The organism is Actibacterium sp. (assembly GCF_055134745.1).
Window position 1 is genome coordinate 1 of record NZ_JBSRVX010000037.1, and the last position, 15,486, is coordinate 15,486.

The window sequence follows — 15,486 nt, forward strand, 5'->3', positions numbered from 1 at the left end:
GTGGCTGATGGAAATTCTGGCGCTGGCCATTGCCGCGTTTGTGGTTTTCGTCTGGGTCAAAGGTAGCTTCGCAAACTTTTGGCGGGCCTGGAAATTCGGTGGTGATACGCCTGAAATCGGTATTCCGCTTTGGATTGGTATGTTAGTCGTAAGCTGTGCACTTTCGCTTCTTCTGGTTCGACTGGCCGTGCAGCTTCTGGAAGCTTTGCGTCTTGTGATCAGCCCCGAAGCACCCACCCGTATCTTCCACGACCCGGTCGAAGATGCGCTTGCGGTACAAGAATAAGGATCTGACATGGACCCCATTACACTAGGCTATCTTGGCCTCGCGCTTCTTGTCGTGTTGATTTTCTTCGGCGTTCCGGTCGCCTATGCCGCTGCGTTTACCGGGATTGTCGGCATCACCATGATCCGTGGTTTTGGCGTTGCTTCTGGCTTGGCTGGAATTATACCCTATGCGAATTCAGCCTCATATTCCTTCAGCGTTCTACCTCTATTCATCGCCATTGGCTTTCTGGCGATGCATGCGGGCATAACGACGGCAGCCTATGACGCCGCGCGGGTCTGGGTCGGTCGTGCCCCAGGTGGCCTGGCCACGGCAACCATCTTTGCCAGCGCCGGCTTTGCCGCCGTTTCGGGCGCCAGTACGGCCAGTACCGCCGTGTTCACCCGTCTGGCCCTGCCCGAGATGGAAAAACGCGGTTACGACCAGGCGCTTGCTGCTGGTGTCGTCGCCGTTGGCGGCACCCTGGCCGCGCTGATCCCCCCCAGTGCCCTGCTGGTGATCTATGGCATCCTGGTCGAGGAATCGATCGCGAAGCTTCTGCTGGCCGGCGTTATCCCCGGCGCAATCTCGATCATCGTCTATCTGATCGTGATTTTCACGGTTGTGACCATCAATCCCAAGCTGGCCCCGCGCCAGCCCGCCTATTCGATGATGGAAAAGCTGAAAACACTGCCGCAGGTCTGGGGCATCTTCGGTGTTGTCGGCGTGATCCTGGGCGGCATTTACATGGGCTGGATGACGCCGACCGAATCCGCCGCCGTGGCAACCGCAATCATCTTCATCATGTCGCTGCAGAAAAAGATGAAGTTTGTGGATCTCAAGAATGGTTTGCTTGATACAGTAAAGACATCCGTGATGATCTTCATGGTGATCTGGGGCGTCATGATCTTCGTGCGGTTCATGGCCTTTACCGGCCTTCCGGCCGAGATCACCAACATGATCGTCGGTCTTGATGTGCCCAGAGAATACATCCTGATCTCGGTCATCATCATGTATCTGCTGATGGGTATGATCCTGGACGGGTTGGGCATGATGATGCTGACGCTGCCGGTTGTGTTCCCGGCGCTGATGGGTCTTGGATATGATCCGATCTGGTTCGGCATTCTTCTGGTCAAGTTGATCGAAATCGGCGTTGTGACACCCCCGGTTGGTTTGAACTGCTATGTCGTGAACGGTATCCGCCCGGATATTCCGCTGGAAAAAGTGTTCCGCGGCGTGGCGCCATTCCTGATCGGCGAACTGGTCATTGTCGGGATAATCGTGGCCTTCCCCGAACTGATACTGGCCTTGCCGAACATGATGAAGTAATTCGAATTTCCATATTCGAAACGAAAACACCCGCCGGAAACGGCGGGTGTTTTTTAATGCGCATCCTGAGCTTGTGATCAGGGCGCCCCAAGGCTGTTCAGCAACGGCGCCAAGTCGTCCAGATCGTCAAGCTGGTCGATCAGCGTTACGATGCGTGCGCTTGCGTCTTCGCCCATGATCGGATCGCTGAGCGCGCGGAACTTGTCGATCACCTGGGCGTCGGTCATCGGGTTCTGGGCCGTGCCGCGCGGCCCGTCATTTCCGGTCTCGATTGTCCTGCCGTCGCGCAGATGGATGGTCAGGCGCGACTGATGATAATGTGACAGTGCATCGCTGTCGGAAACGGCGATTGCATTTGTCAGGCGGGCGATCTGGGGGTTCTGGATATGCCGGGGAAAGTCATTGCTGTGGTCAGGCTGCACCACAGTTGCACCGCAGGCGGCATGGGCCAGAATATACTGAATATGAAACCGTGCCTCGTTGGGGGTTGTGGGCGGGCCCGCTTTGCTGATCGCGGGAATGATATACTTGGGCACGCGCACGTCGATCCGTTCAATCTGGTCGGGATCAAGCCCATCTGCCTGAACAGCGGATGAAAGCGCATCGAATGAAGAATGGATGTAACCGCAGCAGGCATGCAGCTTGCGCCGCGGCCCCATCAATGCCCATTCATCGGTGGTGATTGCGGCCATATCCCATGCTGTTGCCATCGTGGCGAAATAGCCCCGGGAACCTTCCAGAATTTTTCCCGGACCGGTCAACCCGGCCGCAGCATAGCTGACAGCCTGCAAGCCGGACGCCGCCGGAACCGATCCGAACAGCATCGGCTTGATTGTGCCGCCATCGCCAAAGATCACCTCGGCCGGGCACCAGCCTGCGATGGCGCCGGCGATGGCCAGTGCTTCGGTTGTTTGCGCGCGCGACAATCCTGCCAGCCGGGCCGCCGCAGCCGCGCTGCCCAGCGACGACGGAAGCCCGACGCTGACCATGCCACAGGATTCCAGGCCCTTCTGATGCGGGTAAAACGCATTATACAGCCGGGCGGTCACTTCGATGCCGGCGATCAGCGCGCTGACAAGATCACGCCCCGAAGATCCATTCAACTCGGCAGCCGCCAGCGCGGCAGCGACATTGCCAATGCTCGCATGGCCGCCGATCAGGTCGTTCAGTTCGAACATGTCGCCCATATAGCCGTTCACGCGCGCGGCCGAACTGGCCCCAAGCCGCACATCGTGACCCACGATCATGGCTTGCGCCGCGCCGCCTGATGCGGCTTCGGCCGCGATCACGGACTTTGCCTCTGGCATCTGCGAACCTGCAATCATGCAGCCCAGCGTATCAAGCAGGCAAAGCCGCGCCTGCAGGCGAACCTGTTTTGGGGTTGTGTCGGGTGACAGGTCAAAGCTGAACCCTGCCAGTTCCTGAACAACGTTCGATACGAGTGTGCTTTGCACATCCTCGAATGGCGGCTGTATCGAGTTCATTCAACTTCTCCTGTTTGTGCGCGTGATCGCGCCCTGGCAATTTACATTTGCAATTGTAAGCGCAAATTCATTCAAGGCCAATCGTGCGACATCACTGGGCATCATTTGGTGCAGATATGGCGGGAAATATGCTTGTAACCCGTGGTGGCCTGTTGTTGTAATGCGAGTCTGAAGGGACAGGGTGCGTTCAATAAATCGCTGTCACCGCATCGTTACGGACCAGCCTGAAAAGGGTTCGGGCACCGTGTCGAATTCAGCATAGGGGGGATCATGGCGAAGATGCGCGCGGCATTTCTGACCGGGCATGGCGGCAACGAGGTTGTCTGTATCGGCGAACGGGAAATACCCCAACGCCGCGCGGGCGAGGTTCTGGTGCGCGTGGTTGCGTCTGGTTTAAATCGCGTCGATCTGTACATGCGCAACAGCGGTGCCGGAATTCGGCACAACCTGCCGCTGATCATGGGGCTGGATTGCGCGGGCACCGTAGAGGATGCGGACGACAATTCAGGCTTGGCCAAGGGCGAGCCGGTTGTCCTGCATCCTGGCATCGGTTGTGGGGTATGTGAATTCTGTATCCGCGGCGATACCGTTCTGTGCACCAGAATGGCCATTATCGGCGAACATCGCGACGGCAGTCTGGCCGACTTCATCAGCCTGCCGCAAAGCAATGTATTCCCGATGCCGGCCGGGCTCAGCTTTGCGCAGGCCGCCTCGCTGAGCGTTGGTCACCTGACTGCATGGCGGATGCTGCACACGCAGGGCCAGGCCAAGCCGTGGGAAACGGTGCTGATCTTCGGTATAGGCGGCACCGTTTCGCTGGCCGCCTTGCAGCTGGCCAAATTGTCGGGGATGCGCGTTATTGTCACATCCCGGCATGATCACAAACTGGCGCAGGCCCGTCAGTTGGGGGCGGATGCCGTCATCAATGGCGCAACCGAGGATGTCGTAGCCCGCGTGCAAGACCTGACGGATGGGCGCGGCGTGGATATGGTGATCGAGAATGTTGGCGCCGCCGTATGGTCCGATGCGCTTAAATCCTTGGTGCGGGGCGGGCGGATCGTGGTGTGCGGCGCAACCACCGGTGGGGCACCTTCGGCGGATCTTAATCGTATCTTTATCAGACAGTTACGCGTGATCGGCTCGACCAGCGGAACGCTGGCGGATTTCGCGAATATGCTGACCGCGGTCGGGCGGTCGGGCATCAAGCCCGTGATCGACAGCACCTATGATCTGGCCGATCTTCACGCCGCGTTGGACCGGTTGGATCAAGGGGCGCAGCTTGGCAAGATCAGCATCTCGGTTGCCGAAAATGAATAGTCGACTTGTCGCAAATTATAGGACTTTTGTATTTTCTGGGCTTGACACTAGAATAAAAATACATGAATGACCGTTCAATCATGAGGCTCGGCGAGTCGTCTCGCCGCGAATAGGGAGAACTTCCGATGACCATTCTCAAGCGCGAAATCTTCTCAGACTATCACGACATGTATCGTGAAACGGCGCGCAAGTTCTTTGAACAGGAAGTGGTTCCCTATCACGCCCAATGGGAAAAAGACGGTGTCGCGCCCCGCTCGGTGTGGAAGAAGGCCGGCGAAATGGGCCTGCTGTGTGTGAACCTGCCCGAAGAATACGGCGCTGCCGGTGCCGATCGCCTGGCCTCGGCCATCCTGATCGAAGAACAGGCTCGCCTTGGCTTGTCGGGTCCCGGCTTTTCGACCCATTCCGACATCGTTGCCCCTTATGTCCTGAATCACGGCACCGAAGAACAGAAACAACGTTGGCTGCCCAAGATGGTATCGGGCGACCTGATTGGCGCGATCGTTCTGACCGAACCCGGTGCCGGGTCTGATCTGCGTTCGATCCGCACCAATATCCGCGAAGATGGCGACAGCTATATTCTGAATGGACAAAAGACCTTCATCACAAACGGCCAGTGCGCCGACCTGATGGTTGTCGCCACCAAGTCCGGCGATGCGAGCGGCACGAAGGAACTGACCCTTGTGGTGGTCGAGGCAACGATGCCCGGCTTTTCGCGTGGTCAGAATTTCCACAAGATTGGCATGAAGGCGCAGGACACCTGCGAACTGTTCTTCGACAACGTCCGTATCCCCAAGGAAAACATTCTGGGCGAGGTCGGCAAGGGCTTTCCGCTGCTGAGCAAGGAACTAGCCTGGGAGCGGCTGCAGATCGCAATCGGGGCCGTTGCCACATCCGCCGCTGCACTGGATTGGACCATCGAATATACCCGCGAACGCAAGGCTTTTGGCACACCTGTTTCAGATTTCCAGAACACCCGTTTCCGCCTCGCAGAGGTCAAGACCGAAATCGAGATCGCGCAAGTCTTCATCGACCGTTGCATCGTCGAGGCCGAGGAAGAGCGTCTGGACCCCGCCGTGGCCGCAATGGCCAAATATTGGTGCACCGAACTGATGGGCCGCGTGGTCGATCAGTGCCTGCAACTGCATGGTGGTTACGGCTATATCTGGGAATACCCGATCGCACGCGCCTATGCCGATGCGCGGGTGCACCGGATTTATGGCGGCTCGAACGAGATCATGCGCGAACTTGTCGCGCGCACCCTGTAAGACATAACCGGCGGCAATGTCCGCCATATTGATCGCCCGGACGCGGGCCCAACTTGCCGGCACGGCCCTTTGGCCGAAGCAAGGCATCCAGAACGGGAGAGGACTATGCGAATTCTATTGACGGGCTCCAGCCGTGGTATTGGTCGCGCTTTGGCGGAACGGCTTGCCAAGTCGGGCAACAGCCTGGCTTTGTGCGCCTCGCGCCCCTCTGCCGAGCTGGACGAGGCCGTGCTTGCCTGCAAGGCGGCCGGCGCGGCAGATGCGGTGGCTTTGACGGGCGACATGGGCGCGCCCGACGTTCCCCCCCGCCTGATCGCCGAAGCGGTTGAAAAGCTGGGGGGCCTGGATGGGGTCGTGTCCAATGCCGGTATCGCAATCTCTGGCAGCCTGAACACCATGCCGCAGGAAGAATGGGATCGTGTCTTCAACGTCAATGTGCGCGGGTCGTGGCTGTTGGCCAAGGCCGCCTATCCCGAAATGGTCAAGGCGGGCGGCGGTTCCTTCGTTTCCGTTGCCTCGATGTCGGGGATCGAACCCTATCCTGGAACTGGCGCCTACAGCGCATCAAAGGCATCGCTGATCATGCTGGTCCGCACCCTTGCGCTGGAATGGGCGGCGGCGGGTGTGCGTGCCAATTGCGTGTCGCCGGGTCTGTTCCTGTCGGCCATGACCGCGCCGATCTATGCGGACCCCCAGAAAAAGGCCGACCGCGAGGCCCTGATCCCGATGCACCGGATCGGTGATCCCGCCCGCGATATCGCTGGTCTGGTCGAATTCATGCTGTCACCTGATGCCGGATATATCACGGGCCAGAATGTGCTTGCCGATGGCGGGCTGATCGGGTCGATCCACGCCCAGATTGCCGGGCGTCCAACCTCGGGGAATATTTGATGCGCTATCCTGTTCCAGACAAGGCGTTCAGCGAGAAATACCGTGCATTGGGGTATTGGCGCGACGACACGGTGCCAGCCCTGTTCGCCAAATCCCTGGCGCAAAACCCCGAAAAACTGGCGGTGCGCGATTCTACCGGCGCATCCGTGACCTATGCCCAGCTTGACGCGCAATCTGCCAGTGTCGCCGGATTTCTGGCCGCCCAAGGTCTGGGCAAGGGCGATGTCGTTACCGTTTGCCTGCCCAACTGGGTTGATACGGTTGTCATTTTTCTGGGCATCATGCGCATCGGCGCCGTCGTGAACCCGGTTCCGGTCACCTATGGTCGCGCCGATCTGACCTTTGTGATGGGCAAATGCGACAGCCGCGCCCTGTTCACCGCCGACCGGTTCCGCAGCACTAATTTCAATGATATGCTGTCCAAGATGGACCCCGGCACCCTGGACAATGTCGCCGTGGTCACGCTGGGCGATGACGTGGCCACAGGCCGCACCGCTTACCGCGATGTGCTGAACCACGCGCCCTTTACTGGCACTGTCAATATCAGCGCCGATGATCCGGCCGTGATCCTGTTTACCTCGGGCACGGAATCCAAACCCAAAGGCGTCGTTCACAGCCACAACACCATGCTGTTCGGCGAACGCACCCTGGCCCAGGCCCTGTCGATCGGCGCGGATGACGTGGCTTTCATGGCCTCGCCGATCTCGCATACCACGGGCTACATGCATGGTGTCATCATGACACTGATGACCGGTGGCACGCTGTCGCTTCTGGATGTGTTCAAGGGTGGTGCCGCCGCCACCCAGATGGCTGAACATGGCTGCACATGGACAATGGGCGCCACGCCGTTTCTGGCCGATATATCCGCAGCCCTGCGCGAAAAGGGTGAAACCCTGCCGACCATGCGCTATTTCCTGTGCGGCGGCGCGCCGATCCCGGAATCGCTGGCGCGGGCCGGCACTGATGTGGGGTTCCACGTGCTGTCGGTCTATGGTTCGACCGAAAGCCCGCCCCACACGATCGTTCTGCCCACCGACCCGATTTCCAACGCCTGGACAACCGATGGCCGTGCCTTGCCCGGCATCGAAGTGCGCGTCGTTGCCGAAGGCGGCGTCGATGCGCCGCTGGGCGAGCCGGGCGAAGAGTGGTCGCGCGGCCCCAATACATTCCTGGGCTATCTGGGCGAACCTGAACTGACCGCCCGCGATCTGGATGCCGATGGCTGGTATCATTCCGGCGATCTGGCGCGCATGACCGAAGATGGATCTATCCGCGTGACGGGCCGCCTGAAGGAAATCATCGTGCGCGGCGGCCAGAATATTTCGGTGCGCGAAGTCGAAGATTACCTGATGGCACATCCCGCAGTGCTGCGCGCGGCCGTTGTCGGTATTCCGCATGACCGGCTGGGCGAAACCGGCTGCGCCATCATCGTGCCGAAGGACGGCCAGCAGGTGACCTTTGAAGAAATGATTGCCTATCTGAAATCCAAGGGTGTGGCGATGTTCAAGCTGCCCGAACGGATGGAGATTTGGCCCGAACTGCCGATGAACGCATCAGGCAAGATCCAGAAATTCATCATCCGTCAGAAACTGGCGGAAACTGACGGGGGAAAACCGGAATGATCGAATTTACCCTGACCGGACAGACCGGCACCATTTCCATGAACCGCGCGCCGGTCAATGCGATCGACGCAGCCTTCGTCAAGGCAATGCATGACGCCCTGGACAAGGCCGAGGCCGCCAAGCCCACTGCGCTGGTGTTCAAAAGCACCACCAAATGTTTCAGCGCCGGGGCAGATCTGGCGATGATCGGGGGCTTTTTCGATGATGCCAACGCGGTGTCACTGATGGACGTCTATGTGCGGTCCTTGCACAAGCTGTTCGACCGGATCGAAGCCTTCCCCGCCATCACCCTGGCGGTGATCGACGGCCCCGCCCTGGGCGGCGGTCTGGAACTGGCACTGGCCTGCGATATGCGCATCACCTCGTCCAAGGCCAAGGTCGGTCTGCCCGAGGCGCGCGTAGGCATGATCCCCGGTGCCGGCGGCACCCAGCGCCTGACCCGCCTGTGCGGCCCCGGCGTGGCATCGCGCCTGATCCTGGGCGGCGAGATCGTCGATGGAACCGAAGCCGCGCGCCTAGGCATTTCGCAATGGTCCACCACAACCGAAGAATTGGATGCGTTGACGGCTGAAACCGCAACACGCATCGCCGATATGTCGCGCCAGGCGCTGCTGGCATCCAAAGACTGCATCGCCGCCTGGAGCAAACCCGATGTCGATGGCTATGCCCTCGAGATTGAAAAGCCCAAGGCCATCATCCCGACCGAAGAAGCCCGTAACCGCGTCACCAGCTTCTTCAAGCGCAAGTAACGCCCATCCCGATACCCTTTCAAAGAACGGAGACAGACATGAACTTCACCGGTAAAACAGTCCTGGTCACGGGTGCCGCGTCCGGCATCGGTAACGCCTGCGCCAAAGGCTTTGCCGAAGCTGGCGCAACCGTCATCCTGACCGACATCAACGAAGCTGCGGGCAATGCCGCCGCTGCCGAAATCAAGGGCTCGCAGTTCATCAAGCTGGACGTGACCAGCCGCGACTCCGCCGAGGCCGTCGCCGCCCAGATCACCGCCGAAGGTGGCAAGCTGGACGTTCTGGTGAACGCCGCCGGCTGGGACATCATCGAACCCTTCATGAACAACACCCCCGAATATTGGGACAAGATCATGGCGATCAACTTCATGGGCCCGGTTCAGCTGACCCGCGCGCTGTTGCCGCTGCTGATCGAATCCGGTTCGGGCCGTATCGTGAACGTGTCGTCGGATGCCGGTCGCGTTGGGTCGTTCGGTGAAACCGTTTATGCGGGCGCCAAGGGCGGAATCATCGCCTTCACCAAAAGCCTTGCCCGTGAAATGACCCGCAAGAATATCCGCGTGAACTGCATCTGCCCGGGGCCGACCGATACCCCGCTGTTCGCCTCGCAAAGCGAAAAGATGCAAGAGGCGCTGAAAAACGCCATCCCGATGAAACGCGTGGCCAAGCCCAGCGAAGTCGCCGACGGTGTGCTGTTCTTCGCCTCCGACCGTTCGTCCTTTGTCACGGGCCAGGTGCTGTCGGTTTCCGGCGGCCTGACCATGGTCGACTAAGCAATGCCCCTGAAAGGTCGCAACATGAGCAAGCAAGTCACCCTGTCCAAGGCCATCGCCCAAACCGTGAAATCGGGCGATGTGCTGTGCTTTGGCTTCACCCACAACCGCAGCCATGCCGCGGTTTACGAAGTCGCGCGGCAGTTTCGTGACCAGAACTGCCTGACACTTGTTGCGACCGGTCTGCTTGAATACGCATCCATCCTGGTTTCGGCCGGGGTGGTGCAACACCTGGAAGCCGCCTTTTCCGGCAATACCTATCCCGCGCCGTCACCGTCGCGCATTTTGCAAAACGTCTTTGCCGAAGATGCTGAAAGCGATCCGGACTGGACGAATTACACCATGACAGTGCGCCTGATGGCGGGCGCGATGGGCTGGCCCTTTGTGCCGGTCAACAGCCTGCTCGGGTCTGATCTGTGGCGCGACAAGGGCCGCGCCTTGGTCAATGATCCGTTCACCGGCGAAGACAAACCCATCATCCCCGCGCTGGTGCCTGATGTGGCCTTCCTGCATGCCCCCATCGCCGATACGCTGGGCAATGCCGTCATCCACGGCCCCGACGCCGAAGAAAGTTGGGCCGCCTTTGCCGCGCGCAAGGTCATCATCACCGCTGACCGTGTTGTCAGCCCCGAAGAATTCCGCAAGCTGGGGCCGCGCAATGGTATCCCCGGCCATCTGGTCGAATATGTGATCGAAGCGCCGTTCGGCGCCCACCCCCAGGCCCAGTTTGTCTGGACCAAGGAAGAGGGCGTGGAATCCTATGCCGAAGATTACGAGTTCCGCAAAACCCTGCGCCGCCTGACGCGCGACCCCAAGGCGTTGCGTGAATGGGTCGAAGAATGGGTTTTTGACAGCGACCATGATGCCTATCTGGCGCGGCTGGGCAAGGATCGCCTGAAAGCCTTGCAAGACGCCGCCGTGAACCCCGTTCCGGCAACCCCGCGCGATGCCGACGCACCCGCATCGCCCGAAGAACGCGCCGCCGTTGTCGGCATGCGCAAGGCTGTGCAGCGCGCCACCGATGGCAGCGCCCAAAGCTTTTTCGCCGGGATCGGCCTGTCACATCTGGCCGCCTGGGGTGCCGAACAGATCTGCCGCGACAACGATGTGGAAGTGGCCGTGATCGCCGAAAACGGCATGGTCGGCTTCCGACCGCTGGCGGGTGATCCCTATCTGTTCAACCGGCCCAATGCGGCCTCATCGCGGTTCCATTCCAGTTTCATGCGCACGCTGGGCGTTCTGGCCGGCCCGCGTGCCCGCGCCTGCCTGTCAATGCTGGCGGCTGGCCAGATCGACAGCGCTGGCAACATCAATTCGTCGCGCACCGCAGATGGCGGCCTGATCGTCGGGTCGGGCGGTGCGAACGATCTGGGCGGTGGCGCATCCGATGTAATGGTGGTGATGCCGCTGAAACCCGGCCGCTATGCGCCGAAAATGGCGTTCACCACAACGCCGATCAAACACCTGGCCGGGATCGCAACCGATCTGGCCTGGCTGGAGCGCGGCGCCGACGGCACGTTGGAAATTGCCGGTATCGTCTGCGACGAAGGCGGCGAAGCCGAAGCCCTAGCCGCGATCGAGGCCGCGACGGGCGTCAAGCTGCCCGTGCGCGCCAACGCCGAACGCATCGCCCCCCCAAATGACGCCGAGGTTGCGCTGCTGCGCAGCTTTGACCCCGCCCGGGCCATTCTTGGCTGAATACCCTTAACCCCGAAGGAGAAAATCATGGAATATACCGACGTCCTTTACGAGGTCAGCGAAGGCATCGCGACCATCACCATCAACCGCGCAAATCGCCTGAACTGCTTTCGTGGCCGCACCATCGAAGAACTGATCCACGCCTTCAAACGCGCCTGGGCCGACAAGGATGCCGGCGTTGTCATCCTGACCGCTGCGGGTGAAAAAGCCTTCTGCGTCGGTGGCGACCAGAAGGAAATGGCCGAAAAAGGCACCTATGGCACCTCGGAAAATGGCCTGTGGGAAATCGACGACCTGCACATGGTCATCCGCAACATCCCCAAGCCGGTGATCTGTGCCGTGAACGGCTATGCCATCGGTGGCGGCCACGTGATCCATGTGATCTGCGACATGACCATTGCCGCTGAACATGCCAAATTCGGTCAGGCCGGCCCGCGCGTCGGTTCGTTCGACGCTGGCTGGGGCTCGGCCTATCTGGCGCGCACCGTCGGTGAAAAACGCGCCCGTGAAATCTGGTTTCTGTGCCGTCAGTATACCGCCGCGCAGGCGCTGGACTGGGGCCTGGTCAACGCCGTCGTTCCGGGCGATCAGCTGATGGCCGAAGCCCGCAAGATGGCGGCCGAAGTCGTCGCGCTCAGCCCGACCGCGCTGAAGTTCCTGAAACATGCCTTCAATGCTGACAGCGCCCATATCTTCGGTCAGGTCAAAATGGCTGCCGACGGTCTGGCCAGCTTTGTCAATTCCGAAGAAGCTGCCGAAGGCCGCGACGCTTTCCTGGAAAAGCGTACGCCCGATTTCTGGCGGTTCCGTTGATCGCGGATTTCACATCAGCAGGCGCGGTTTTCCGCCGCGCCTGCGCTCCGGCCACCCCGGTTCATGGGGTGGCCCATGGTTGATTCAAACGTATCATCGGTCGTAGGAAACCCTGATCTGATCGAAAAGCGTCGCAAGCAGATCGTCGATGCCGCGACAAAGCTGTTTTCCGATCAGGGCTTTTACCGCACCACGATCAAGGATGTCGCCCAACTGGCCGGGGTCAGTGCAGGCACCGTTTACCTTTACGTGCGCGAAAAGGAAGACGTGCTGCTGTTGGTCCTGCTGCAGGTGCTGGAAGACTATGCCACCGAAATTCCGAAATCCATCGAAAGTCTGACAGACCCGCTGCAGCGTCTGATGACCATTGTCGACGCCTATTGCCGCGTGGTTGATCGTCATCGCGCCGCAACTGTGCTGGCATATCGGTCCACCAAATCGCTGTCGCCGGAACGCCGATTGCTGATTCAGCAGCACGAAACCGAAACCAACCAGATCATTTCCCGTGCCATCATTGCCTGTCAGGAGGTGGGCGTCGTACGCCCGCTGAACGTCGATGTGCTGACCTATCAACTGATGCTGGTGGCCCATAGCTGGGCGTTGAAAAGCTGGTATTTCAAATCCCGCCTGACGCTGGATGAATATATCGCTGCCAGTCTGGATACCTTGTTCGCGGGTGCGCTGACAGATACCGGGAAAACCCAGTTTGATACGCTGCGCCTGGCGGGCGACCGGCCGGAACAGGGCGTGCAATCATGACTGTTTACCAATCCCCGGATGCACAGGCCGCGCTGGAACAATCCATCAGGCATCTGTTGAAGAATGACGCTTATTCCGCCTTTCTGGGAATCGAACTGGTCGCCGCACGCCCCGGTTTCGCGGAACTGTCGATGCTGGTGCGCCCCGAACTGATGAATTTCCATGGCACCGCCCATGGTGGCGCGATCTGGACCTTTGCCGATCTGGCCTTTGGATCCGCCGGGCGGCATCTGGGGCCGATCCTGACAGTGGAATCCAACCTGTCCTTTCTGCGCCCGTCGCCCGGAAATTCGGTTCTGACCGCGCGCGGCCAGCAGATCGCACGGCGTGGCAAGACAGGGGTGTTTCAGGTGACGGTTGGCGCCGATCTGGATACCGAAGAGGGCGTATTCGCCACCGGTATCTTTTCAGGCCGCTGGTATGAACCGGCCAAGACCGAATGATGAATGCGACGATACGCACCGACGAAAGGGTGACAAGATGACAATACGCTGTGACATCACCAACGGAACGGCCACCGTAACGCTGGATGGCGCCGCCGCCCCTTATCGCGCCGACCTGCTGGCCGCGCTGGAGCAGGCCCGCGCGGCAAACGTGACTCGTGTGATTCTGGCCGGCACTGGCAAGACGTTCTTCGCCGGTGCCGGTGAAACCGTTCCGGCACTGGCCGATGTAACGGCGGCGATTGCGGCCTTGCCCGCCATCGCGGCGATCAACGGGGCCGCCTTGGGTGACGGCTGCGAAATCGCGCTGGCCTGCCGGTATCGTGTGGCGACGGTTGCTGCCTCGCTGGGGCTGCCGGGCGTTGCGCATGGTTTGCTGCCCGGTGGTGGCGCAACCCAGCGCCTGCCGCGCCTGATCGGGCTTGCGGCTGCGGCTGCGATGATATCCGAAGGCAAATCCACGCGTGCCGACAAGGCCGCCGAAATCGGCCTGGTTGATGCGCTGTCCGACGATCCGGTGGCCGCGGCAATGGCCGTGGATGCAGCCGCACTGCCCGCCGAGCGCCCGGCCCCGAAGGCCGACGATGAAGGCCTTGCCGCCGCCCGCAGCACCGCGAAAAAGAAGATGCGCGGCATGACGGCCCCGCTGGCCGCCATTGATCTGGTCGCACAGGCCGCCACCCTGCCGCTGGCCGAAGGTCTGGCCGCGGAACGCGCCGCCCATGATGCGGCTGCCAATTCCGATCAGGCCCGCGCGCTGGCACATGTCGCCGCCGCCGATGCCCGCGTGGCTGGCCAAAGCCGCAGCCTGGGCACCGCCCCGGTCGAGGTGACACAGGCCGTTGTTGTCGGGGGCGGCAACATGGGGTCGTCTATCGCCTATGCGCTGGCCCAGATCGGCGTTCATGTGACGCTGGTCGAAATGGATGCCGCCGCCCGTGATCGCGCGCGCGATAATGTCGGCCGCCTGTATGGGCAGGCCGTCAAGCGCGGCATGATGACACCCGAAGCCGCCGACAAGGCGCAGGCCGACGGGTTCGCGTTTGCCATCGGCTATGACGCGCTGCCCCCCGCGCAGATCGCGATCGAGGCCGCCTTCGAAGACATGGGCGTCAAGAAAACCATTTTTGCCGCGCTGGCGGCAGGGCTGCCCGATACCGCCGTTCTGGCCACAAATACATCCTATCTGGATGTGAACCAGATCGCCGACGGCATTCCAAACCCGGGCCGCCTGTTGGGCATGCATTTCTTCAGCCCGGCGCATATCATGAAGCTGCTGGAAATCGTCAAGGCGCGCGCCACCTCGGATCAGACCATGGCCACCGCGTTCCGTCTGGGTGAACGGCTGCGCAAGATCCCGGTTCAGGCCGGTGTCTGCGACGGGTTCATCGGCAATCGCATTCTGACACGCTATCGCCAGACAACCGATATCGTGATGCTGGAAGGCGCGCTGCCCTGGCAGATCGACAAGGCGATGCGCGATTTCGGCTTTGCGATGGGCCCGTATGAGGTGCAGGATCTGTCCGGCCTCGACATCGCCTATGCCAACCGCAAGCGTCTGGGGCTGAAGGATAATCCCGATTATCGCTATATCCCCATCGCCGATCGCATGGTCGAAGAACATAAACGCCTGGGCCGCAAGACCAAGGCGGGCTGGTATGACTATGCCGAAGGCGCCGCGCCTGCGACATCGCAACTGGTCGAGGATCTGGTGATTGAAACATCGGCGCAGAAGGGCGTGACCCGCAAATCCTTTGACGATGCCGAAATCCAGGCCCGCGCCCTGACCGCGATGATCGAGGAAGGCACCCGCATTCTGGAAGAACGTATCGCCGAACGCCCGGCCGATATCGATCTGGTGATGATCCACGGCTATTCTTTCCCGCGCTGGCGCGGCGGGCTGATGTATCATGCCGATCAGATCGGGGTGTCCGAACTGGTGTCGCGCATCGAACGCTATCGCGCCGAAGATCCGCTGTCCTGGGATGTGCCCGACCTGCTGCGCAAGCTGGCCAAAGACGGCAAGACCTTCGCAAGCCTGAACTGAGAAACCTTCCGCGGATCAGCCGCGCAAA

13 protein-coding genes and 1 pseudogene are annotated in these 15,486 nt (G+C 60.7%); 13 read left to right on the top strand and 1 reads right to left on the bottom strand.

Annotated features, from left to right (window positions below):
- Window positions 1-286: pseudogene (locus tag ACTCHC_RS07995) on the top strand (hypothetical protein); the annotation flags it as partial.
- A gap of 9 nt (window positions 287-295) precedes the next feature.
- Entirely contained in the window at window positions 296-1,594 is a 1,299-nt protein-coding gene (locus ACTCHC_RS08000) for a TRAP transporter large permease (protein ID WP_463021954.1), read from the top strand.
- 77 nt (window positions 1,595-1,671) lie between these two features.
- Here the strand turns inward: ACTCHC_RS08000 and ACTCHC_RS08005 are convergent, their stop codons facing one another.
- Window positions 1,672-3,078, bottom strand: a complete 1,407-nt coding sequence (locus tag ACTCHC_RS08005; protein WP_463021955.1) for an MmgE/PrpD family protein — start codon at window positions 3,076-3,078, stop codon at window positions 1,672-1,674.
- 270 nt (window positions 3,079-3,348) lie between these two features.
- Here ACTCHC_RS08005 and ACTCHC_RS08010 point away from each other — a divergent pair, with 270 nt between their 5' ends.
- The 11 genes from ACTCHC_RS08010 to ACTCHC_RS08060 all read left to right on the top strand — a co-directional run bounded on the left by ACTCHC_RS08010 (window position 3,349) and on the right by ACTCHC_RS08060 (window position 15,458).
- A complete protein-coding gene (locus ACTCHC_RS08010; protein ID WP_463021956.1) occupies window positions 3,349-4,395 on the top strand; it encodes a zinc-binding dehydrogenase in 1,047 nt (348 codons plus the stop codon).
- A gap of 125 nt (window positions 4,396-4,520) precedes the next feature.
- Window positions 4,521-5,663: an acyl-CoA dehydrogenase family protein gene (locus ACTCHC_RS08015; RefSeq protein WP_463021957.1), complete on the top strand. Its 1,143-nt coding sequence runs from the start codon at window positions 4,521-4,523 to the stop codon at window positions 5,661-5,663.
- A 105-nt stretch (window positions 5,664-5,768) separates the two neighbouring features.
- On the top strand, window positions 5,769-6,554 hold the full coding sequence (locus ACTCHC_RS08020; protein WP_463021958.1) for an SDR family NAD(P)-dependent oxidoreductase: 786 nt from the start codon (window positions 5,769-5,771) through the stop codon (window positions 6,552-6,554).
- The gene (locus ACTCHC_RS08025) at window positions 6,554-8,176 is read left to right on the top strand and encodes an AMP-binding protein (protein WP_463021959.1); all 1,623 of its coding nucleotides are present in this window, start codon (window positions 6,554-6,556) and stop codon (window positions 8,174-8,176) included. The genes ACTCHC_RS08020 and ACTCHC_RS08025 overlap by 1 nt, the downstream gene beginning before the upstream one ends.
- The gene (locus ACTCHC_RS08030) at window positions 8,173-8,925 is read left to right on the top strand and encodes an enoyl-CoA hydratase/isomerase family protein (RefSeq protein ID WP_463021960.1); all 753 of its coding nucleotides are present in this window, start codon (window positions 8,173-8,175) and stop codon (window positions 8,923-8,925) included. The genes ACTCHC_RS08025 and ACTCHC_RS08030 overlap by 4 nt, the downstream gene beginning before the upstream one ends.
- A gap of 38 nt (window positions 8,926-8,963) precedes the next feature.
- The gene (locus ACTCHC_RS08035; protein ID WP_463021961.1) at window positions 8,964-9,698 is read left to right on the top strand and encodes an SDR family NAD(P)-dependent oxidoreductase; all 735 of its coding nucleotides are present in this window, start codon (window positions 8,964-8,966) and stop codon (window positions 9,696-9,698) included.
- 24 nt (window positions 9,699-9,722) lie between these two features.
- The gene (locus ACTCHC_RS08040; protein WP_463021962.1) at window positions 9,723-11,396 is read left to right on the top strand and encodes a CoA-transferase; all 1,674 of its coding nucleotides are present in this window, start codon (window positions 9,723-9,725) and stop codon (window positions 11,394-11,396) included.
- Window positions 11,397-11,423: 27 nt separating this feature from the next.
- Entirely contained in the window at window positions 11,424-12,209 is a 786-nt protein-coding gene (locus ACTCHC_RS08045; RefSeq protein ID WP_463021963.1) for an enoyl-CoA hydratase-related protein, read from the top strand.
- A gap of 75 nt (window positions 12,210-12,284) precedes the next feature.
- Window positions 12,285-12,968, top strand: a complete 684-nt coding sequence (locus ACTCHC_RS08050) for a TetR/AcrR family transcriptional regulator (protein ID WP_463021964.1) — start codon at window positions 12,285-12,287, stop codon at window positions 12,966-12,968.
- Entirely contained in the window at window positions 12,965-13,411 is a 447-nt protein-coding gene (locus ACTCHC_RS08055) for a PaaI family thioesterase (protein WP_463021965.1), read from the top strand. The genes ACTCHC_RS08050 and ACTCHC_RS08055 overlap by 4 nt, the downstream gene beginning before the upstream one ends.
- Before the next feature lie 37 nt (window positions 13,412-13,448).
- The gene (locus tag ACTCHC_RS08060; RefSeq protein ID WP_463021966.1) at window positions 13,449-15,458 is read left to right on the top strand and encodes a 3-hydroxyacyl-CoA dehydrogenase NAD-binding domain-containing protein; all 2,010 of its coding nucleotides are present in this window, start codon (window positions 13,449-13,451) and stop codon (window positions 15,456-15,458) included.
- The last annotated feature ends 28 nt before the right edge of the window (window positions 15,459-15,486 follow it).